Genomic DNA, 23343 nt, shown 5'->3' with positions numbered 1-23343 from the left:
CGTCCCGGATTTTTTATTGTGTTAAATTTCCAGCGGAGACGGTGGGATTCGAACCCACGTGCCCCGGAGGGCAAACGCATTTCGAGTGCGCCCCGTTATGACCACTTCGATACGTCTCCATATACCACATAGTTTATAACCACGAAATATATTATAATGGGAATTGACTTGTAAGTCAATGCGCAATTTTATTCCTGATCCGCAGTTCTCTGAAAAATTCCGTCAGCATACTGCTGCATGTCTCTCCCAATATCCCCTCCGCGATCTCTACCTGATGATTAAAAGCCGGCTCCTGTAAAATATTCAGCACCGATCCGGCGCAGCCTGCTTTCGGATTGCGGCAGCCCATGACAACGCGGGGGATTCGCGCCTGCACGATAGCTCCGGCACACATCTGACAGGGTTCCAGCGTCACATACAGAGTACACCCTTCCAGGCGCCAGTCCCCGATCACTTTACTGGCCTTGCGGATCGCAGATATTTCCGCATGAGACAATGTACTCTTATCTGTGTTGCGGCGATTGTATCCCCTGCCTATGATCTTGTCCTCATATACGATCACACAGCCAATCGGCACCTCGCCAAGGCGCTCCGCCTTTCTGGCCTGCCGGATCGCTTCCCTCATATATCTCTCGTCTTCGGTCATCATTTGTATCTGTCCCACAGCCCATCCCTCCCGCTACTTATTTTATCATAAAAATAATATGGTTTCTATTCATAAAATGTTGTGCTATAATTGTAATTACAATATAACAAAAAGAAAGAGGCGATGAGTATGCAGTTGATCCCGGCAACCGAACAAGCACAGTTGCAGCAAATAGAAGCGCTCTATGAGCGTGCATTTCCGGAATATGAGCGCAAACCCTTTACTCTCATACGCGAAAAGCAGGCAACAGGCAACGTAGACATCTTGTATATAGAAGAGGACAAGACCTTTTACGGTCTCGCCATTACAATGAAGGATAAGGACCTGATTCTTTTGGACTATTTTGCCATCGCGGAGGAGAAGCACGGCATGGGCTGCGGCTCTGCTGCCCTGCGGCAGTTATTTGAGCATTATGCGGAGAAACGTTTTTTTCTGGAAATTGAGACAACAAAAGAAAAAGCCGACAATATGATACAACGGCAGAAGCGAAAACAGTTTTATCTGAAAAACAAGATGACCGAGCTTGGCATCGACGTCACCGTATTTGGAACGAATATGGAACTGCTCGGCCATAACATGTCTCTCACGCCCGAGGAATATGTTGGCGTTTACCAAAATACATATGGTCAGGCTCTGGCCAAAAATGTTCAGATTTCCACCTTTCTCATATAATACCCGAAGGCGCCTGTCTCCACGACAGGCTTTCCTTTTTCGCTCACACTGCCGCTTCTCGTTCCGTTTCCTCTCACCGACTGTGCGAATCCCTCAAACCCAAACATGACCGCGACTTTCTTTTCTCTGTCCAGATATGCACCCGGCACCCCGATATAATACATATCCTGTTCTCCCGTCTTGCCGAGAATGACATGGTGATAATTATAAAAGCCGTGCAAAAGAAAACTGTTACTCACAAGATTTTGATATTCTTTGCGCAGGATCACAAAATCCTTGGGTGCGATCGCAATGTATTCCTCCCCATCCTCAAACGGATGGCATACCGGGTAAAGTGCGCATAGCTGTTGCCATTTATCTTCATGCAGCACATCCTGAAGCGGAATGTCCTCTAACTCGTCCCTGAATTTCCGCTTCGTGCGGGTATCACATATCTGAGACTTATGAAGCGGCAGATCGCCCGACGTTGTCTTTTTCTCCGGCACATCTTTCGGCAAAGGCTCCCTGACGGTTTCCGGAACGTCTTTCCGGATATTTCCGCGCTCATTTTCCTGCACGGGCTCTCTCCTGCTCTCTCGTTCGTCCGGTGCTTTCTCCGCAGACGGACGTTCCCCGGTTGTCTGCTCTTCTGTTTCCGGTCTCTTTCCCTGATCGTCGCTCTTTGCTCCGTGACGAAAGATTTCTTCCGGCTCTTCCGGCACCATCCTTTCCGCTTCTGTTTTTTGCGGTTTATTTTCCCGCGTTCCCGCAGGCGGTATCTGCTCAGGCAGCGCGCCCCACTCCCAGGCAGTCTCACAATACCGATCTCCGTCAATGCGGATCATCAGACCGGTGATGTCAAATACGCGCAGGCCGTCTCCATCCATGTCCATACCATGGAAACAAGCGTTGTAGTAGCCTGTCCCTCTGTCCAGCACGATCCTTCCCAGCTGTCCTCCGCGCTTCCCGGTGGCAATGATGTCGCACATACACCCTTCCTTTGATGTCAGCCCCTTGATATGTACTTCCACGGTCACTTCCTGGTCTTTTACCATGATCTTACCGTATCCGCAGTTTTTCTTTTTTTCCCCGTATTCATAATAATCTAAATAAGAAATGATCTTTTTAAAATAATACAACCCTGTCCCTCCAGTCCTAAGTTTCCATACCTATGACTATTATATTCAGGGACAGGGTTTTCCAGACCTTAAAATATTTGTTTTTCAGGAATTCATGGATTCCACATACTTTAAATAATTCACTACCATCAGGGCAATATTGAATGTGAGCGCATCCTCGAAAACTCTCATATCCAAACCTGTCGCCTTCTGTACCTTTTCAATCCGGTAGACAAGCGTATTTCTGTGTATGAATAGTTTTCTGGCGGTTTCCGAAATGTTAAGATTATTTTCAAAAAACTTTTGCACTGTAGTCAGAATTTCTTCGTCAATTTCTTTGGGCAACGTATCATTGCCAAAAACTTCTTCGATAAAGATTCGGCATAAATTTTCCGGGAGCTGATAGATCAGCCTGCCGATGCCGAGACGATGGAACGCCATTACATCTCTTTCAACATAGAAAATCTTGCCTACTTCCAGAGCCATCTTTGCCTCTTTGAATGATTTTGACACGTCTTTCAGCTCGTGAACGATTGTCCCATAAGCCACTTTGACATTGACCATCGCTTCCGTATTGACCATATCAACAATCATCGCCGCCGTCTCTTTGAGGACCTCATAGTCATCCCCATCTGACAGCGCCTTGATGAGAATAATGTTTCTTTCTTCCACAGTGAGCAGATAATCCCCGTTATACGGAATAAACAGGCCCTTCATCAGCTCCATGATGTCCATATCGTCATCAAACGCCGTTTCGATCAGAAAGACTGCCCTGTCCGCCTCTGCCGGAATATGTAGTCTCTTGGCGCGGTTATGAATATCCACCAGCAAAAGATTATCCAGAATCAGATTTTGAAGAAAACTCTCTCTGTCCAGCCTTTCTTTATAGGCTGTCAAAAGCTGACGCAGCTGGCTGACCGCGATCCTTCCGGTCATATGCGCATCTTCACCGCCTTTTGCCAGAACCAGATAGGTCGGTTCTTCCTCCTCTGTCACCTTGAAAAGGAAATACCCGTTTACTGCCTGACTGTCTGCCGCACTTTGCGCAAATTCCCGGACTGCCTCCGGCAATATGTCGGTCTGCCCCATTGTGGAGGCCACGACCGTTCCCTGTGCGTCTGTGACGCACAGATCGATTCTTGTTATATTTCTTAATTCATCGATCGCCGACTGAATAACCTGATTGGACAGCATGTTTCTCCTTAGTTTGTGATAACCTGCTCTGTTTCTTTGTCAAATACGTGCATCTTCTCTACATCAAAGGCAAATCTTACTTTGCTGCCGCTTCTTGCCGGCGTGCTGGAATCCACTCTCGCCGTGATCGGGAACTCACCCAGATCAAAGTACAGGCACACTTCCGCACCGAGCAGCTCATAGACATTGATCGTAGCATCAAACTGTGTCTTATATTTTCCTTCCGCCGCTGCAGCGTCATAGACATCTTCCGGACGGATACCGAGAACGACCGTCTTTCCATTATAGCCGCCTGCAATGACTTTCTTTGCTTTCTCAGCCGGAAGCTCGATCGTAAGACCAGAGGTCTTTGCAAACGCCTTGTCGCCCTTCACTTCGATCTGTGCGTCCATGAAATTCATCTGCGGAGAACCCATGAATCCGGCAACAAACAGGTTCTGCGGCTTGTCATACAGACTCTGCGGACTGTCTACCTGCTGAACGATACCGTCTTTCATCACGACAATCCTCGTTCCCAGCGTCATCGCCTCTGTCTGGTCATGTGTTACATAAATAATCGTAGCGCCCAGTCTCTGGTGCAGTTTTGCGATCTCCGTACGCATCTGTACACGGAGCTTTGCATCCAGGTTAGACAGCGGCTCATCCATCAGGAACACTTTCGGATTACGAACGATCGCACGGCCCATAGCCACACGCTGTCTCTGGCCACCGGAAAGCGCTTTCGGTTTACGATCAAGCAGCTTTTCCAGATCGAGAACTCTGGCCGCTTCTTTTACCATTTCATCAATCTTTTCACTGGACACTTTGCGCAGCTTTAAGCCAAATGCCATATTATCATATACGGTCATATGCGGATACAACGCATAGTTCTGAAAGACCATGGCGATGTCTCTGTCCTTGGGCTCCACATCATTGACCAGTTTGCCGTCTATGCGCAGCTCACCGGAAGAGATGTCTTCCAGCCCTGCAACCATACGGAGTGTCGTGGACTTCCCGCATCCAGAAGGTCCTACGAAAATGATAAACTCTTTGTCTGCGATCTCCAGATTAAAATCTTTTACTGCCTCATAACCATTGGAATATTTTTTACAGATATTTTTTAATGATAAACTTGCCACTTTCTTTTCCTCCTGTTATTTTTCCGTTTCCTTTATCACTTTTTCTGTTTCATAGTATAACCGGAGTTCTCTGTTTTTGCCATGCCATGAATCCACAAACTTTTCCATCATTTCTATACAGATTCACTAATTTCTTCCTCCTCCGGCTCCAGCTTTTGAAATATGCCGGAAAACAGGTGAGAAGTCAGATAAACCGGAAGCGAAATGCCGAATAAGAAAAAGAAAGGCAACAGCCATATAAAAAACAACACAAAAGACAGGGCAAAGATCCCCTGAATAAAAAGAATACACAGTGACTTGGGGAAATTAACAATACCGAGCAAAAATGAGTTTTTGATCGTCGTTTTCAGGGAATTTTCAAATCTTGCCAAAAGCGGAAAACAATAAATACTGCCGCACAAAAAGAAAAAGAAAAAAGCGCACACAATCATCCGCATGATAAAAGCGCTGCTGCCGCTCAGCGTTGCTATAAAATAAAAATCCACGCCTCCTATGGCAAGTACCACAAGAAATAAGAGCCAGAGAACCGTCGCCTGCACAAAGTTATCCCTGAATGATTTCAGATAGCTTCTGGTCAGGTAGCCTTCCTCATCTCTGACTATTTTAATACACACATAATACAGAGCCGTCAATGCCGCCCCCGCCGTGACAACAGGGATGCAGCAGATGAGTGTCAGCAGATTGAGCCAGACAAGGTCTGCAGCTCTGCTAAGAAGTGACATAATCGGATTATCAGCATCAAATAAACGATTCATACTTTTTCCTCTGCATTTTTGCCCGTCAGAACCTTATAACTGTTTTGGATACGAACGTGCATCTCCAGAAACGTTCTCGTCTCCGACTGTATCCTTCTGTCTATCATATCATAGCGGTCAGCCAGCCCCTGCACCGCTTTCGGACCCAGTTCCTTGATTTCCGCATACTTTTGCAGGAGCGCGATCATCTCGGCTCTTTCCAGATTCATGCGGTTTTTTAACATTGTTTTTGTAATAAACTCTGCCACTTGCAGAGCCCGCTGAGGTTTTGTGACCTGATCTCCTGCCAGTCCTGCCGGATAACCCCGTCCATCTAACTTTTCATGATGTCCGGCCACGATCTCCGCGATCTCTTTCGTATCGAAATATCGTTCCACCAGGTCCTTCCCTATGCTCACATGGTCTCTGACTGCTTCCGCCGCTTTTTCCAGCTTCTCCGCTGCTTTGAGAACCGCTTTATCAAACCGGAGCATTCCAATATCATGAAGCATCGCTGCATATTCGAGCTTTTCCTTTTCACGCCCGATCATTTCCATGCTGGTAGCGATTTCGTCCACAGCGCAGCAGCACAGGATCGCTTCCACCGTCCGCATCTTGCCCCTCAGACTGTAACAATGCATGATAAATTTAATGTAATTTTCTTTTTCTTCATTGGTAAAAAGAACATTGTTCATAAACTCACGCAGTTCTTCTTTGTATTTGCCCGACTTGAGCTGGTCCAACATCCCCTCGATCCGGACGCAGCGTGTGAACAGCATCACGGCCTCAGGAAAATACCGTGTTCCCACACCTGACTCAAAGCTCTTGCAATCCATCTCGGCCCCATCTTTACAGTACAGGGCATCTGCATCCTCCAACAGGCTCAGGCACATGGCGATCTTACTGTCTTTAAACTGGATTCTGCTCAGCTTTGTATAAGGCAGATGATGATACCTGACAATGTCCGACCGTGCACCAAAAGGCGACACATTACTCAGAAAAATACCGCCATATACGGCATGACGGTTTCCGGCTTCCTCCGTGTCATAAGCAAGCGCCTGTGAAAAGTCCTCTGTCTGATAAGCTCCGATGTCATGGATCATAGCCAGAAAAGCAAACTCGGCGATCTCATATTCATCAAAGCCGCCTTTACACTGTAACATTTTCATCATCATGTATGCGACCCGCATTCCATGATCGATCGGTCGCTCGTCTATGAGCTTCAGCGCGTCACAGATCAGGTAACAGATATTGGCGCTGGTAATATAATCCATCGGTCCCATTGTATTCCCCCTTTATTCACCACTTCTCCCGCAGATTAAAAAACAAACTCCATCGGTGTATACCGTATCCCGTCCTGCTGCATCTCCAGCCCGGTATCCCGAAAACCCAGTTTATGGTAAAATTCCAGCCCATACGGTGCCGCATTGACTGTGATCTTCGATATACCTTCCTCTTTCAACAGATAGTTGCATAGATATTGCATCAGAGATCTGCCCACACCTTTTCTGTGATATTTTTCATCCACGAACAAAAGTGAGATATGATTCCTCCCACGAAGCGTAATCATTCCGATCATACGTTCTTCTTTCATCGCAACCATCATTTCATAGCTGCCGATCAAAAACATCCGATAAAGTCTCGAATCGGTAATAAAATCCAGAAAACTTTTCACACCCTCCGGCGTATAATCATCTGCCTCATATTTCATAAAAGTTTTCCATGCCAGCGCCATTGCATCCTGCCACTCTTCCCGATATGCAGGCCTGACTTCCCACTGGGAATTGTGTTCTTCCATTGTTCCATCCCCAATTACTCTTTTCTATACATCATAGCGAATTTTTTCATGAAATACAAGTAGGTCGGACTCTCCTATGGCAAAACTTCATTCACAAGCTGTTTACCTGTCTCTAACGCATAGGCATTCTCCAGCGTGACCTGCGCGATCGCCTTGGTTGCCTCCTTCGTAAAAAATCCCATATGCGATGTAATCAGCACATTCGGGAAGGAGGTGAGCCTTACAAGTCCTTCGTCTTTCATGATCTCATTGGAGCGGTCCTCGTAAAAAACGCCCTCTTCCTCTTCATATACATCGAGACCCACGCCTGCAAACCTTTTTTCCAAAAGTCCGTCAATCAGCGCTTCCGTATCAATCAGCGCGCCCCTTGACGTATTGACAAGATAAACTCCCTTTTTCATCATGCCGATCGTACGCGCATTGATCAGATGTTTTGTGTCGTCTGTCAACGGACAGTGCAGACTGATGACGTCCGCGCGTTTCATCAATTCCTCCAGAGAGACATAGTTGACATCCAGATTCGGATTCGGATAGGGGTCGTAAGCCACAATATCCATCTGGAATCCTTTGAGAATCCGTATCATCGCCTGTCCGATCTTCCCGGTTCCCACGACACCGGCCGTCTTGGAATACAGATCCACGCCCATGAAGCCATTGATATTCATATTAAAATCTCTTGTTCTCGTATAAGCCCGATGCGTATACCGATTTACGGTCAGCAGCATTGCCATCGCAAATTCTGCCACAGCCTCCGGCGAATAGCTGGGAACTCTCAATACATGGAGCCTGCCCTCCGCAGCCTTTATATCGACATTATTAAATCCGGCACACCGCAGCAGGATACCTTTGATCTGCATTTCGCAAAGCCTGTCAATCATGGCCGCATTGACATAATCATTGACAAAGATGCAGATCGCATCATACCCTTTCGCCAGTGAGATTGTCTCCTCATCACACTGCATTTCCACAAAATGGATCTCAAATCCATAGTCTTTCGCCATCGGTTCAAACCAGAATTTATCATATGGTTTCGTATTATAAAACATGATTTTCATATAAATACCTCATTTCTCAGAATTTTACTATATAGATAATTGCGAAACTACCGTTTCGCAATTACCTGTTTTGCTATAGTATACGGTGTTCTCAAAAAATCATGTAAGAACACATCAGCAGATCTCCGCACCCGCAGGCATTTCTTTCTCCGGTGATACGAGAGCCAGATTGCCTTCTGCATCCTCGGCACACAGAAGCATTCCCTCCGATACGACGCCAGCCAGTGTAGCCGGTTTCAGGTTTACAAGTACCATCACCTTTTTGCCGACCATCTCTTCCGGCGTATAATACTGCTTGATGCCGGATACGATCTGCTTTATGCTGCTGCCGATCCTGACCTGTGAGCAGAGCAGTTTCTTTGATTTTTTGACCGCCTCGCAGGATACGATCTCCCCTACCTGGAACTGCATCTTCGCAAAATCATCATACGTGATTTCCGGTTTCTGCTCGATATCGATCACGTCTGTCTTTGTCTCGTCCGCCTCCTGCTGTGGCTGCTGCGCCGCCTTCCTCTCTGCAAACATCGCTTCCGCTTTCTCCACCACTTCTTTGACATCCAGTCTCACAAAAAGGATCTCCGGCTTGTCCGTCACCCGACTGCCGGAAGGGTAAAGCCCAAACTGTTCCAGAGTATCAAACCCGCGAAGCTGTGTATTCAGCTGGCTGACGATTCTGCCTGCCGTCTGCGGCATAAATGGCTCCAGCAGGGAGGCGCCAATGACAATACTTTCCGTCAGGTTATAGAGCACTGTAGATAGCCTGTCTTTCCGTGCTTCATCCTTCGCCAGCAGCCATGGCTCTGTCTCATCAATATATTTATTGCAGCGTTTGAACAGAGTGAATATTTCCGTGATCGCATCTGCCACCCGCAGCTCTTCCATTTTTGCGCATACTTTTTTCAGCGTACCTGTGACAACGGCTTTCAGATCCGCATCCACATCCGTCTCTGCACCCCGATCTGCGACAGTCCCGCCAAAATATTTATTGCTCATAGAGATCGTGCGATTGACAAGATTGCCAAGCGTATTGGCCAGGTCCGCGTTTAATCGTTCCACCAGCAGCTCCCATGAGATCACACCGTCATTTTCGAAGGGCATTTCATGAAGTACAAAATAACGGACAGCATCGACGCCAAAGAAATTGACGAGATCATCGGCATAGAGCACATTTCCTTTCGATTTGCTCATCTTACCATCGCCCTGCAGCAGCCACGGATGTCCGAATATCTGTTTAGGCAGTGGTTCTCCCAGGGCCATCAGGAAGATCGGCCAGTAGATCGTATGAAAACGGATAATATCTTTTCCGATCAGATGCAGGTCCGCAGGCCAGTATTTTTTATATTGGTCTGTGCTGTTCCCGTCACAGTCATAGCCAATACCGGTTATATAGTTTGTCAGCGCATCCAACCAGACATAAATGACATGTTTGTCATCAAAATCTACCGGAATGCCCCATTTGAAGGAAGTCCTGGAGACGCACAGATCCTGCAGACCCGGAAGCAGGAAGTTATTCATCATCTCATTTTTGCGGGATACGGGCTGGATAAATTCCGGATGAGAATTGATATGCTCAATCAACCGGTCCGCATATTTGCTCATACGGAAAAAATAAGCCTCTTCCTTCGCCGGTTTCACTTCCCGGCCGCAGTCCGGACATTTACCATCTACCAGCTGCGACTGTGTCCAGAAGGATTCACATGGCGTGCAATAAAGCCCTTCATACGAACCTTTATAAATGTCGCCCTGTTCGTACAGTCGCCTGAAGATTTTCTGCACCTGTTTCTCATGATCATCGTCGGTCGTACGGATAAATCTGTCATAAGAAGTGTTCATCAGGTCCCACAGTTCCCGAACCGTGCCTGCCATCCCATCTACCAGCTCTTTGGGTGTCAGTCCCTGCTCCTGGGCTTTAAGTTCGATTTTCTGTCCATGTTCATCCGTCCCTGTCTGAAAATAAACGTCATAGCCTTCTTTTCTCTTAAACCGGGCGATGCTGTCCGCCAGCACAATCTCATAACTGTTTCCGATATGAGGTTTCCCCGAAGTATAGGCAATCGCCGTTGTAATATAATACGCTCCCTTACTCATCCGTTTCTTCCTTTCCGCTGCAATCTAAGATGATAACAAAGAAAACGTCTTCTTATCCACTGGAACAAGAAGACGTAAATGGCAGATTTTCTCATCTTCTGCCGTGACTACTCCATCAGCTTCCGCACATTCTCCACAATGTCCCCGATAAAGACAGCGCTGCCCGCCACAATCACATTGGCGCCCGCTTCTTTGACTACCGACACATTATCTGCATAAATACCGCCGTCAACCTGTATGTCCATAGCCAGCCCTTTTTCTTCCGAAAGCCGGCGCACCTGACGAATCTTTTCCGTCGAAGACGGAATATACTTCTGTCCGCCAAAACCGGGCTCCACCGTCATGATCAATATCATATCCGCCATCTCCAAATATGGTTCCAGCTCGGACACCGGTGTCTTCGGTTTGATAGAAATGCCTACTTTACAGCCAAAACTGCGAATCTTGTCGATCGTCTCCTGCACATGGCCCGCCGCAGCTTCCAGGTGGAATGTAATCAAATCTGCTCCGGCCTTTGCAAATTCCTCAATATATCGAATCGGTTCCACGATCATCAGATGGACGTCAAAGAACAGATCCGTATTTTTCCTGATCGATGCGATCACCGGCATACCGAAGGAGATGGACGGGACAAATATCCCGTCCATAACATCGATATGAAGATATTTTGCACCGGATCTCTCTACTTCTTTTATCTGCTCGCCCAAGACATTAAAGTCCGCAGACAAAATGGATGGTGAAATAATTGTCTCCATAAAATCTCCTGATTACTCCTGAACAAACGCTTTCACGCCTGCATAGATGCCCTTGCCGTCCAGACCATATTTCTCAAGAAGTCCTGCTGCCGTACCGGATTCACCGTACACATCGTTCATACCGATCTTCAGCACTTTAGTCGGCGCTTTTGCACTGAGTACGTCACACACTGCACTGCCCAGTCCACCGATTGTGGAATGTTCCTCCACGGTTACTACTTTGCCTGTCTTTGTCGCGGAAGCGATTACCAGCTCCTCATCAATCGGCTTGATCGTATGGATATTGATCACTTCTGCATCAATACCGTCTGCTGCCAGCTTTTCCGCTGCTTCCAGTGCACCGGATACACAGGTGCCCGTAGCTACGATCGTCACATCCTTGCCCTCTTTGACAACGACGCCTTTTCCAATCTCAAATTTATAGTCCGGCTTATCATTGATTACCGGCACAGCTGCACGTCCAAAGCGCAGATATACAGGGCCATCAAACTGGATGGCTGCTTCCACAGCTGCCTTTGCCTCAATGTCATCCGCAGGAACGATTACTGTCATGCCCGGAATGGTTCTCATAAGCGCGATGTCTTCATTACACTGATGTGTCGCTCCGTCCTCACCTACCGTAATGCCTGCGTGAGTTGCGCCGATCTTCACATTCAGATGCGGATAACCGATAGCATTTCTCACCTGCTCAAAATTACGGCCTGCCGCAAACATCGCGAAAGAACTGATAAACGGCACTTTGCCGCAAGTTGCAAGACCTGCCGCGATACCTGTCATATTACATTCCGCGATCCCGCAGTCGATGTGACGGTCCGGAAATGCTTTCTGAAATACGCTTGTCTTTGTCGCACCTGCCAGATCGGCATCCAATACGACTAAATTCGGATATTTATCTCCGCACTGTGCCAGTGCATTGCCATAACTTTCTCTTGTTGCTATTTTCTTTGCATCAGCCATTAGTTTGCACCTCCCAGTTCTGCTCCGATCTTCTCCAGATCTGCTATCGCGGTCGCATATTCCTCATCGCTGGGCGCTTTCCCATGCCACCCCGCATTGTTCTCCATAAAGGATACGCCTTTGCCCTTTACGGTCTTCATCACGATCGCCGTCGGCTGCCCCTTTGTCTCTCTCGCCTCTTTCATCGCTGCTGCGATCTGCTCAAGATCATTGCCGTCAATATTGATCGTATGGAAATTGAAAGCGTCAAATTTTTTATCAATCGGATAAGGAGAACAAACATCTTCCACTTTGCCGTCGATCTGAAGACCGTTGTTGTCCACGATCACGACCAGATTGTCCAGCTTTCTGTGGCCTGCGAACATGGCGGCTTCCCAGATCTGTCCTTCCTGGATCTCGCCGTCACCGCACAGACAGTAAACACGGTAATCCTTTTTGTCCATCTTTGCCGCAAGCGCCATACCTACCGCTGCGGAAAGTCCCTGTCCCAGAGAACCGCTGGACATATCCACACCCGGCGTGTCCTGCATACACGGATGTCCCTGCAGATAAGAGCCGAGTTTACGCAGTGTCTTTAAATCTTCCACCGGAAAATATCCGCGGTGCGCCAACGCCGAATAGAGACCGGGAGCCGTATGTCCTTTCGATAACACAAATCTGTCTCTATCTTCCATCTTCGGATTTTTCGGATCAATATTCATTTCTTCAAAATAAAGATACGTAAACAGGTCTGCCGCCGAAAGAGATCCGCCCGGATGTCCTGCTTTCGCACTATGCACTGCTGTTACGATACCTTTACGCACTTCATTAGCTGTCTTTGCTAATTCCAGTTTGTTCATAGCCTTGTCCTCCATATTATATAATTTTACTACTCTTAATTTAGCATAATACACAACTTCCGTCCATAGCCATACCGGTAATTCACAATAAGAATTTTCTTATTTCAGGAAATCGATCGCCGCTCTCTCAATCGGAAGTCCCCTTGTATACCGCTCCATAAACGCATCAAATCCGGCTACATCTTTTGCATCCGGCTCCATCCGGCTGCCTTTTTCTCCTGCAAAAACGGCTCTGTTCAAAAATCCGTCCAGCGTTTCCCCATCCTGCTTATGAACCATATACGAAGCAAGCAGGGCAATCCCCCACGCACCGCCTTCTCCCGCCGTCTCCATCACGGAAACCGGAGTGTTGATTGCTGCCGCAAGGATTCTCTGTCCTACGCCCTTCGTTTTGAACAATCCGCCATGTCCAAGAATCTCGTCTACCTGAACGCCTTCCTCCTTAAAAAGTATATCCAGTCCTGTCTTTAACACACCGAGAGAAGCAAAGAGATGTACACGCATGAAATTCGCAAGGCTAAACTTCGAATTCGGCGTACGGACAAACAATGGTCTGCCCTCCTCCATACCGACAACATGCTCCCCAGACAAATAATTGTATGCCAGAAGACCGCCGCAGTCATCATCGCCTTCCAGCGCCTTACGGTACAGCTTTCCGAACAGATCGCTCATATCAACGTTCATGCCCATATCTTCCGCAAATTCCTTAAAGAGATTCACCCACGCATTAAGGTCGGAAGTGCAGTTGTTGCAGTGTGCCATTGCCACAAGATGACCGCTCGGAGTTGTCACGAGATCAATCTCCTCATGTACTTTCTGAAGTTCCTTCTCCAAAACAATCATGCCAAATACGCTTGTACCGGCAGATACATTACCCGTACGCACTGCCACGCTGTTTGTCGCCGCCATACCGGTCCCAGCGTCTCCCTCCGGCGGACAGAGCGGGATACCTGCCTCCAGCTCTCCGGACAAGTCAAGGAATTTCGCTCCTTCTGCCGTCAGTTTTCCGGCATCTTCCCCGGCTGATAACACTCCGGGAAGAATCTCTTCCAGCTTCCATGGATAGCTACAGGAAGCCACCTTTTCGTTAAACTGAGCGATCATCTTTTTGTGGAAACCGCCGGTGGCAATATCAATCGGGAACATACCCGACGCATCGCCCACACCGAGCACTTTCTCTCCGGTCAGTTTCCAATGGATGTAACCTGCCAGCGTCGTAAAAAATGTTACGTCTTTCACATGTTCTTCGTGGTTTAAGATCGCCTGATAGAGATGCGAAATACTCCATCTCTGCGGAATATTATAGTTGAACAGCTTTGTCAGCTCTGCGGACGCCTGCCCCGTAATCGTATTTCTCCATGTGCGGAACGGTACGAGAAGTTCATCGTCTTTGTTAAAAGCCATATAACCGTGCATCATCGCACTGAACCCGATCGCCCCCAGCGATTTGATCGAAACGCCATACTGCGCCTTTACATCCTCTAGGAGACTCCGGTAACAGTCCTGTAGTCCCGTATGAATCTTATCGAGCGCATACGTCCAGATCCCATCCACATAGTCGTTCTCCCAGTCATGGCTGCCTGATGCGATCGGTGCATGGTCCGCTCCCACAAGCACTGCCTTAATACGGGTAGAACCAAATTCGATACCCAGCACGGCTTTTCCGGCTTCAATGATCTCTTTTGCTGCCTTTTTGTCAATCCCCATTTCCTTACCCTCCTGTTTTTGAATTTATTCTGTATCCTCATCCTGCGGTGTATCATCCATCGCACCGCCGATATATTTGCCCCGAAGTAAGTCTCTGCCTGCATAGATCATCAGGAAAATTCCTGCAATCGTAAAGAAAACGATAAATGCGCCAAAGAAATATTTATCTCTTCCCTCTCCGCCAACCACACCGCCGATCAGTGAATAAGCCGTATAAAGCAGGTAAGCGCCTACCAGAACACGTATCGTCAGCATCACTTTTGTCGGCAGCGCTCTGCCGTTTTGCCCGTTTTCTCTTGCCATATCCTTCTCCTTTTGCCCGTTATTCATTAACTGTTTCCGATACGACTGTTACCGGATATTTCCTGCCATCCACCATCACTGCCTTCACCGTATCGTCATGCGTGTACATGCCTTCTTCCACGTAGTAGAACTTGTCCGGTGTCTTTCCCTGCTCCAGCATTTCGATCACCGTCCTCACGCGGGGACCATGCAGCGGATTGCATTCCGCAATACAGCGGATCTTACCGTCTGAGACATGGCGCATGGCCTCTTTATTGACGCCATCAAAAGAAATGACCATGATCTCACCGTCCATAATACGTGAACCGACCCGCCTTCCGAATGCTTCGATGGCATCAATGGCTCCAAGCGCCTCATTGTCATTCTCACAGTAGACGACATTGATGTCCACATATTTTTTCAGAAGAGATTCCATCACTTCTCTCCCTTTGGCCCGTGTAAAATCGCCCGGAACAGCCGCAAGCAGGTTCCAGTCATTCTCTCTCACGGCATCCGCAAGCCCTTTTGTGCGTCCGATCTGGGCGGAAGCCCCGATTGTCCCCTGTATATTGACGATGTTGATCGCCTCCGGGGGAATCTCATGAATCTGCGCATACTGATGCAGCCACTGCGCCGCTTTTTTGCTCTCTAACTCAAAGTCAGAACCGACCCAGCAGGTAAACAGGCTTTCATCCGATACATCCACCATGCGGTCTACGATAATGACTGGTATACCCGCATCTTTCGCCTCCTGGAGGACAGTGTCCCACCCGGTCTCTGTCACCGGCGCGAGCACGATATAATCTACTTCCTGCTGGATAAACATACGAATCGCCATGATCTGATTGGCCTGTTTTTGCTGCCCATCCTCAAAAAGCAGGCGATACCCTGCTTCCTCCGTAAATGTCGATCTCATGGACTCTGAGTTGGCGCTCCTCCAGTCCGATTCCGCGCCAAGCTGGGAAAAGCCCACGACAATACATTCGCTTTCCGCAGCTTCTTCCGACACGTCCTCTGTCATTGTATCGTTCCGGCAACTGAATGCAAAAACACAGATAAGCAGGAGGAACATGATCACAGAAGTTTTTTTCATTATCTTTATCTGCTTCATTTGTTTATTGTACCACATCTGCAATAGATAAAAAAGAGCTGTCTGGCCTGACCTTCGTTGCCAGACCATTCCGAGTACTGCATGATTATCATACTCCAAAACGAACGGATCGCCTGATTATGCTGCTCCATCCTGATTGTCCGTCCTGACAGCAAATGTAGCCGCATCATCTTTCCGCATAAACAGCAAACCGAATGAGCCCGCACCGCAGTTGCTTGCAATAGCGGAAGATGCTTTTTGCAGATAAACCCGCTCGAAGGGACAGTACTGTTTTACAAGGTTCTGAATATATTGGAGCTTTTCCGCATCCAGACCGGAATATGTGATAAACAGGATACGCCTGTCGATCGTTCTGGTCTCCTGTAACACTTTCCTGATATATCTTCTGGCAATACGGGTGAAACCGCCTACTTCCATACTGCCTACCACCATTTTGCTTTTTTTCAGCACAAGGACCGGATGCAGGAATAACGCATCGCAAAGCACCTGTATCCGTTTCGGAATTCGTCCGGCCTGGCACATCATATGGGTATTATCTATGATGAAAGCAGAAGAAATAAAGTGTTCCAGCCGTTTCACCGATGCGACAATCTCCGCCTTTCCGGCGTGATGTTCCGCCAAATGAGCTGCATACAATACCGCCAGCCCCATGCCGCTGGAGAGGTGGCCGGAATCTATTACAGTGACATTATCAAAGGATCTCGCCGCCTCAGCAGCGTTATGATACCCTTCACTGACGTGCTTTGCCATTGAGATATGGATCACGTTCTGCACCTCTGTCAGTTTCTCCGCAAAGAACCGCTCATAGTCTTCCACATCAGGAGGCTGGGAATATCCTGTCCCACCCTTGGCAATGTGAGCCAGCAGTTCATCCGATCTCAGTTCCCGTCCATCCAGGAAACGGCCTTCCTCCGTACAGACATAATAGGGACAGACAGAAATACCGTACTCCTTTCTGAGCGATTCCGGAAGATCGCACACACTGTCCGTTGTAATCAGATAAGAACGCCGCTGCGCCTGGTCAAAAATTAAAATGTCCTTTTCCAGGTCCGACTGACCAACATCCTCCCCATACCGCATCACCAGCTCTTTGGGCAGAATATTCAGTACGGCTGCCTCCAGCAGGGCGCCGCTGACCGGCTTGGCCAGATAGCCGCTGAATCCTTCCTTTCGGTAAAGCATCTGGTTATCACTGCCTGCATTGGCCGTCAGAGCTACTACCGGCGCGTCCTGACACAGACCTCCCGGCTGCACCCGCAGTGCATGAAGACACTGAATTCCATCCATTTCCGGCATCAAATGATCCATGAGGATACAGTCATAATGATGGTTTTGAGTCAGCTTCAGGCACTCCAGTCCACTGGATGCGGTGTCGATCTGAATCTTTGTCTCCGACAGCAGCTTGGTCACCACCATCAGGTTCATCTCATTGTCATCTACCACCAGGATATGCGCGCCCGGTGCCTCAAAACTTTGCTGGTACACTCCCTCGTCATGAATCTTTGCCCGGGAAGACAGCGTAAAGGCTCCCAGCTCTTTCTCATCCACGATGTCCTGCTCCAGGGTAACAACAAATTTTGAACCTTTGGTGTAGATGCTGTTCACGCTGATCTCACCGCCCATCAGTTCCACCAGCTGTTGGACAATGCTCAGTCCCAGCCCGGTTCCCTCAATATGGCGGTTTTTCTCTTCATCCACCCGTCGGAACGCGTTAAATAAATAGGGAATGTTCTCCTTTTTCACCCCTTGTCCGGTATCTTCCACAGCATACCAGACCTGCACCCGGTTGACCCCTATACGCTCACAGCGGACGGAGAGAGTGACAGAACCCTCGCTGGTGTACTTCACCGCATTATTCAGCAGGTTAATCAGAATCTGCTTGATCCGCATCTCATCTCCGCAGAGCATACTTGGAATAGACGGATCTATATGGAGCTTAAATTCCAGCCCCTTCTCCTTCGCCTTGATCCAGATCATATTGACAATCTCGGAAAAAAGCGTCCCTGTCTCATAGGAGGTATTGATAATCTCCATCTTTCCGGACTTGATTTTGGATATGTCCAGAATATCGTTAATCAGCATAAGCAACAGTTTGCTGGCTCCCTGAATATTCCTGGCGTTCTCCGCCACTTCCGGCGGAATATCGCCCCGAAGTGTAATCTCATTCAGCCCTATGATCGTATTGATAGGGGTGCGGATCTCATGGCTCATGCTGGAAAAGAAATGGTTCTCCGCCTGATTCAGCTCCTCAATCTCCTTTTTCTGCTGCTGGGTGAGGGCGTTTTCTTCCTCATACATCCGGTTCAGGAACATGAGCAGCACACTGGTAAGCAGCCCAACCATAACCATAGATAAGGCAGAATCAAAAAACGAACGCTGCTGGCTGTTCAGGTTGGCCAATTCCGGAAAGTAATAGGCAATGCCATAACAGAGCAGCGTTTCCGCCGTGCACAGCCCAAAAAATGTAATCATACGTCTTCCATGCAAGGTAATACAGACATAGATAAAGCAGAGTACAAACCACTCCGGCACCCCGCTGTAAAATCCCCCCGCGCTGAAAAATGTGAACGGAAACAGCGCAAGCAATAGCACCACAATCGCCGTAGCCCCCGTTTGGACACATCCTTTTCGAATGCTAAGCCGCACGATTACCGCAATAAATGCCAGACTCATTACCAGAAGCAAAATATTTACGATGCTCCTGCCCATAGGCAAAGTAAATATCAATGCAATCATACAGATCACAGTCACGATGCGAAACATACGTTCGTGCAGGCTGATCTTGTGGTCAGAGATGATGTCAAACCATTTTCTTATCACGCAAACTCCACTCCTTCCAAAATAAATCTAAAAAAAGAAGCGCACATACGCGCTTCGCCGCGCGCGAGCGGACTACTTCGGCAGCAGTTTCCACTCCGCAAGCTGCGCATTTTGACTTTTATCGTATCGGAATTTCCTAAACGATAAGAAAAACCGCCGAACCCGGTTATATCCCGGCGATTTGTGCACAAATTTCATCATACGCACACATCAGCGCGGCGTGATGCTCCCGAATAAAGTCCACATCGCCGCGTTTCCCCGCAAGTTCCAGTTCTTTGGCCTGTGCGGAAAGGGCTTCCGCGCCGATGGTCAGCGATGTGCCCTTGAGTGCATGAACCTTTACCGTGTAATCCGCCCAGTTGGCATTCTCATACAGAGATACAATCTCCGCCTTTTTGGTTTCACTCTGTTCATGGAACATCTGTAGCATCTCCTGGAAAAATTCCCTGTCTTCGCCGCAATAATTCAGCCCCAGTTCCACATTAATGCCGGCCTGAGCCAACCGCTCATAGGGGTCTGACGGCTTATCCACAGATGGTTTCGCAGAATAAGCTGCCTCCACAGCTTCCGACTGTTCCACCGGCTCCGGTGCCTGATCGGACATTTCCTGCTGTTTCGCATCCGAATCGGCAGCCATGCTGTTCTCAGGCATGTTCTTCTGTGCATATGTTTCCCCATACTCAATAAAGCGTTTCGGAAGCACTCTTCTCAGTACCCGTTCCAAAACAGTGCGTTCAATAGGCTTGGGGACAAATTCTGTGAATCCTTCGCTGCGGAACATTTCACGTGCACCGCTGACGGTATTTGCAGTCAGTGCAATGATTGGCAAATCCTGATAAGCACCGCTGCGAAGTTCCCGTATCTTTTTCAAAGTCTGTACGCCATCAAATCCCGGCATCATATGGTCCAGGAAGATAATATCATAAGAAACGCTGTCACACTGCTCCACAGCCTCCCGGCCGCTCAGACACGTATCCACCTCGATCCCATAGCTCCCAAGTACGCCTTTGGCCACCACCAGATTCATCTCCTCGTCGTCCACCGCCAACGCGCGTACGCCTTTGCAGGTAAAGGGTTTCTTTCCTGTGGCCTGAGCCTCTGCAAACCCGCGAGCCCCCATCTCCCCGTTCATCAGATTGGCAACAGATAACGCTGAGAAAGGTTTATGTATAATATGCAGCTTACTCTCACTGTCTAAAGCGAACTCCTTATCTGCAATGACAACAACCTGCAGCGTATCCGCCAGCTCTTCATAGTATGGCTGATTTTCTTCATATTCTGACTGCGCGATGAACACATGGGTCAAATTGTGACTGTGCTGCAGCTTGAGCAGGCCCTCAAAATTATGCGTCTGATAGCCATTGATGCCAAGCCCGTTCAACAAATTGAAAATCAGATTGTCATAATACCCTCTCACCTCGTCACAGCTGTAGCGCTCCGGCCTGAAATAGCACGCAACGCACGTCTCGTCTGCGTGATTAAGTACAATGCACGGCCGCTTATCTGCCACACCCTGTGGAATCGCAATATGAGCGTGCAGACCCTGCTGTCGCTTGCTGTCAAAATGGACAAATCCGCCCATAGCATTCAAAAGCCCCCGGGCGATAGGCAGTCCAAGCCCAAGCCCGCCTACAAAGCGGCTGCTTCCGGAATCCGCCTGATAAAAATCATCGTACATTTGCCGCATCTGGGAATCTGTCATGCCGATGCCCGTATCGCAGATGTCTATAAGCAAATTAATTCCATAACTTTCCGGCCGGTAGCCAATACGAATGTTTACGCCGCCCTCTTCCGTAAATTTGATAGAATTTTCCACCAAAATTTTGAGTACATGGGAAATTTTCTCCGCGTCTCCCACAAGAACCGCGGGCACTTTTGGATCTATATCAAACACGATCTCCAGATGTTGCCGATTACTCTGCAGCGCAGTCATTGTGATTACATCGTTTAATACCGAGGTAATCATATACTCTTCCCTGGCCGGAGTCAGCGTACCCTCTACGATCTCCGTATAGTCCAGCATATTGTTGATCTGGTTGGACAGACGTTTCCCAGCCAGCTTAATGGCTCTCATATCCTCCCGAATATCCTGGGAAAGTTCTTTTCCAAGCGCCACCTCGCTGATCCCGATTACCATATTGATCGGCGTGCGCAGCTCATGGGACACATTGGATAAAAGGACAGCGTTTTGTTTGCTGGTCGTTTCCAGTTCATTAAACACACGATCGTACCATTTCCGCTGGATGCGGCGCTGTTTGATCCAGTATCCCGCCAGTGCCGCCCCGCCAAAGATTATAACAGCGCCCAGTAACAGGCGAAAAGCATTCTGGAATTCGATGCTGTAAGAAATAGTATGCAGAATTATTACATGGTACAGCAGCACTAATATATAGAGCGCCCGGAGCACATGCAGGATCCAATTTTTATTCAGCATAAACAACACAAGAATCGTAATGCAGGCTACAGCCGGTATATCAAAAAGGCTGGTCTCGTGTACGCCAAAGAAAAAGAATTCCAGCAGCATCAGGCCAGCGCAAATATTTTCATAAAATTTTTCCGAACCTATCTTCCCTATGTGCAGCAGCCAGATGCAAAAGCAGCTGGTCAACATCAGAGGAATTGTCCAGAGCTCCCACGCCATCACAACTGTAATCAGGCTCAGCATCCCGCTGAATACTGTGGTGATAACAGCCAGCAAAAGATACCTGCCCGTCTGTTCTGCCGTCCTCATTTCTTCTCAAACTCCCGCGCCACTCTGCTTAGCAACTCCTGCGGAGGGAACGGCTTTTTCAGGTAATTCACCGCGCCCAGCCGAATTGCATTGACCACATCATCTTCCAGTCCTGAGGCAGTCAAAAAGATTACAGGCGTCTCATCCGCAAACTCCTTCATACGCTCAAAAGTTTCAAATCCATCCATCCTTGGCATTTCAATATCCAACAGAACCAGATCCATCTGCTCACGCCTCAGCGTTTTCAGCGCCTCAGCCCCTGATCTGGCTAAAAATACGTCATATTCTTTCCCGAGGATCTTCTTCGTCCTCATCAGATTCATATCGTCATCGTCCACCACCAAAACGCGTTTCTGCATATTCTGCATAAAAGTTTGCCTCCTTATTTTTATAGTCAAGTTTTTTTCGGCCTGTGAAATCTATTCTAAATGAATGCTCTGAGAAAATCAAGTTTAATTAGGAAACCTTTTTGTCGATTAGTTAAATCACATCCGGCTGTATCACGGCCGTCTTTCTTTCATTTTCTTTAGTCACTTGCTACGCAGTGGAAATATATGGTCATAGCTACAGCAAAAGAGCAGCAATCATAATGACTGCTACCCTTTCGCTATGCTCTGAACGGTAGTTTTGTTATTGTTCTTATGTGAGGCAGACCTTATTGACCACCTTTTTGTCATTTTATATTATTTGCCCAAAGCTCTCTTTTTACGCACCATGATCACACTCTGAATCACAAGGAACAGACAAAGCATGGCTGCAACCGTGATCCCCGTCCACCATGCCTTGTCAAGCCCGGCGGATGATACGATATTCTGGATCGTACTCAGGGAAAGTACTCCAAAGAAGGAACCGATGATGTTGCCGACACCGCCGGTCAACATCGTACCGCCGATGATCGAGGAAGCAATCGCGTTCATTTCCATACCGGCGGCATGAGACGGCGAACCCGAGCCGACATGAAGGAAATAGACAAATCCGCCGACTCCGGCGAGGAAACTGCAAATCATATGAGACAGAAACCGCGTCCGTTTTACATTGATACCGAGCATCAGGGCGCTCTGACTGTTGCCGCCTACGGCATAAAACGCCCGGCCCGTTCTCGTCCACCGCAGCAGACAGAACAATATGATGACGATGAGCAGTGCCACAATGACTCCGATTTCAATATAGGCCGGCACATATTTCCCGATCTTATTGACAGAGCCAAGCCCCGGGATCTGTACACGTGTATCTTTGATCGCTACAAACGCCTCATTCTCCACGTTAAACGGATTGGTGTTGACGATCGTCGTCATGCCGCGGGCAAAGAACATCCCTGCCAGTGATACAATAAACGGCTGGATCTCCAGATAAGCGACGAGGAACCCCTGTACAAGGCCATAGGCAAGGCCAATGCCGATGGCGATCAGGATCGCCCCGAACACACTGCCGCCCTTAAAATCCAGATATACGGCGCAGCACATGCTGACAAGCGCAGCCACGCCGCCTACGGAAATGTCAATGCCGCCTGTGATCATGACAAGACTCATACCACAGGAAGTAATAATCAGCGCCGCATTGGCGTTGAGAATGTTCATAAAAGTCTGCGGCTTTAAGAATCCTTTCCCCTGAAATACGATCGCCCCAATATACATGAGGAAGAAGACCACGACCGTGATCGTCAGCAGTAGATTGGTATCGCTCATATTTTTGAATTTAACGCTGAAACTGTTGTTTCCGCCTGATGCTTTGTCTGCCAT

Annotated in this window: 20 protein-coding genes and 1 tRNA gene; 1 reads left to right on the top strand and 20 read right to left on the bottom strand. The window is 48.2% G+C overall.

Annotated elements, in window-relative coordinates; translation table 11 throughout:
- Positions 1–33 precede the first annotated feature (33 nt).
- A tRNA-Ser gene (locus tag V1224_00460) sits at positions 34–119 on the bottom strand.
- Between the two features lie 56 nt (positions 120–175).
- Entirely contained in the window at positions 176–646 is a 471-nt protein-coding gene (gene tadA, locus V1224_00455) for a tRNA adenosine(34) deaminase TadA (GenBank protein WWR17393.1), read from the bottom strand.
- 123 nt (positions 647–769) lie between these two features.
- On the opposite strand from tadA, the gene V1224_00450 reads away from it, so the two are divergent.
- Positions 770–1318 (top strand): GNAT family N-acetyltransferase, encoded by a 549-nt coding sequence (locus V1224_00450; protein WWR15968.1) that lies wholly within the window; start codon positions 770–772, stop codon positions 1316–1318.
- Here the strand turns inward: V1224_00450 and V1224_00445 are convergent.
- The 18 genes from V1224_00445 to V1224_00360 all read right to left on the bottom strand — a co-directional run bounded on the left by V1224_00445 (position 1294) and on the right by V1224_00360 (position 23343).
- The gene (locus V1224_00445) at positions 1294–2436 is read right to left on the bottom strand and encodes a hypothetical protein (GenBank protein ID WWR15967.1); all 1143 of its coding nucleotides are present in this window, start codon (positions 2434–2436) and stop codon (positions 1294–1296) included. The two genes, V1224_00450 and V1224_00445, sit on opposite strands and share 25 nt — an antisense overlap.
- Before the next feature lie 84 nt (positions 2437–2520).
- Positions 2521–3609, bottom strand: coding sequence for a helix-turn-helix domain-containing protein (locus V1224_00440; GenBank protein ID WWR15966.1), 1089 nt, complete (start codon positions 3607–3609; stop codon positions 2521–2523).
- An 8-nt stretch (positions 3610–3617) separates the two neighbouring features.
- Entirely contained in the window at positions 3618–4727 is a 1110-nt protein-coding gene (gene ugpC, locus V1224_00435) for a sn-glycerol-3-phosphate ABC transporter ATP-binding protein UgpC (protein ID WWR15965.1), read from the bottom strand.
- Positions 4728–4840: 113 nt separating this feature from the next.
- Positions 4841–5482 carry a DUF624 domain-containing protein gene (locus V1224_00430; GenBank protein ID WWR15964.1) on the bottom strand — a complete coding sequence of 214 codons (642 nt, stop codon included), beginning with the start codon at positions 5480–5482 and terminating at the stop codon, positions 4841–4843.
- The gene (locus V1224_00425) at positions 5479–6744 is read right to left on the bottom strand and encodes an HD domain-containing phosphohydrolase (GenBank protein ID WWR15963.1); all 1266 of its coding nucleotides are present in this window, start codon (positions 6742–6744) and stop codon (positions 5479–5481) included. Before V1224_00425 ends, V1224_00430 begins: the two co-directional genes overlap by 4 nt.
- 35 nt (positions 6745–6779) lie before the next feature.
- Positions 6780–7259: a GNAT family N-acetyltransferase gene (locus V1224_00420; protein WWR15962.1), complete on the bottom strand. Its 480-nt coding sequence runs from the start codon at positions 7257–7259 to the stop codon at positions 6780–6782.
- Positions 7260–7333: 74 nt separating this feature from the next.
- Positions 7334–8314: a 2-hydroxyacid dehydrogenase gene (locus tag V1224_00415; protein WWR15961.1), complete on the bottom strand. Its 981-nt coding sequence runs from the start codon at positions 8312–8314 to the stop codon at positions 7334–7336.
- A gap of 114 nt (positions 8315–8428) precedes the next feature.
- The gene (gene metG / locus V1224_00410; protein ID WWR15960.1) at positions 8429–10402 is read right to left on the bottom strand and encodes a methionine--tRNA ligase; all 1974 of its coding nucleotides are present in this window, start codon (positions 10400–10402) and stop codon (positions 8429–8431) included.
- Positions 10403–10509: 107 nt separating this feature from the next.
- Entirely contained in the window at positions 10510–11157 is a 648-nt protein-coding gene (gene rpe, locus V1224_00405; GenBank protein WWR15959.1) for a ribulose-phosphate 3-epimerase, read from the bottom strand.
- Positions 11158–11169: 12 nt separating this feature from the next.
- Positions 11170–12114, bottom strand: coding sequence for a transketolase family protein (locus tag V1224_00400; protein WWR15958.1), 945 nt, complete (start codon positions 12112–12114; stop codon positions 11170–11172).
- The gene (locus V1224_00395) at positions 12114–12953 is read right to left on the bottom strand and encodes a transketolase (protein ID WWR15957.1); all 840 of its coding nucleotides are present in this window, start codon (positions 12951–12953) and stop codon (positions 12114–12116) included. The genes V1224_00400 and V1224_00395 overlap by 1 nt, the downstream gene beginning before the upstream one ends.
- Positions 12954–13052: 99 nt before the next feature.
- A complete protein-coding gene (locus tag V1224_00390; protein ID WWR15956.1) occupies positions 13053–14660 on the bottom strand; it encodes an FGGY-family carbohydrate kinase in 1608 nt (535 codons plus the stop codon).
- Between the two features lie 24 nt (positions 14661–14684).
- Positions 14685–14963, bottom strand: a complete 279-nt coding sequence (locus V1224_00385; GenBank protein ID WWR15955.1) for a hypothetical protein — start codon at positions 14961–14963, stop codon at positions 14685–14687.
- Positions 14964–14982: 19 nt separating this feature from the next.
- Positions 14983–16035 carry an ABC transporter substrate-binding protein gene (locus tag V1224_00380; protein ID WWR15954.1) on the bottom strand — a complete coding sequence of 351 codons (1053 nt, stop codon included), beginning with the start codon at positions 16033–16035 and terminating at the stop codon, positions 14983–14985.
- A 135-nt stretch (positions 16036–16170) separates the two neighbouring features.
- Positions 16171–18873, bottom strand: a complete 2703-nt coding sequence (locus V1224_00375; GenBank protein WWR15953.1) for a DegV family protein — start codon at positions 18871–18873, stop codon at positions 16171–16173.
- A 166-nt stretch (positions 18874–19039) separates the two neighbouring features.
- The gene (locus tag V1224_00370) at positions 19040–21604 is read right to left on the bottom strand and encodes a response regulator (GenBank protein WWR15952.1); all 2565 of its coding nucleotides are present in this window, start codon (positions 21602–21604) and stop codon (positions 19040–19042) included.
- Entirely contained in the window at positions 21601–21972 is a 372-nt protein-coding gene (locus V1224_00365) for a response regulator (protein ID WWR15951.1), read from the bottom strand. Before V1224_00365 ends, V1224_00370 begins: the two co-directional genes overlap by 4 nt.
- Positions 21973–22287: 315 nt before the next feature.
- The gene (locus tag V1224_00360) at positions 22288–23343 is read right to left on the bottom strand and encodes a sugar ABC transporter permease YjfF (GenBank protein ID WWR15950.1); all 1056 of its coding nucleotides are present in this window, start codon (positions 23341–23343) and stop codon (positions 22288–22290) included.

The organism is Lachnospiraceae bacterium JLR.KK008, from assembly GCA_037015955.1.
Lineage (GTDB): Bacteria > Bacillota > Clostridia > Lachnospirales > Lachnospiraceae > VSOB01.
This window is presented reverse-complemented; position numbering and strand designations above follow the sequence as displayed.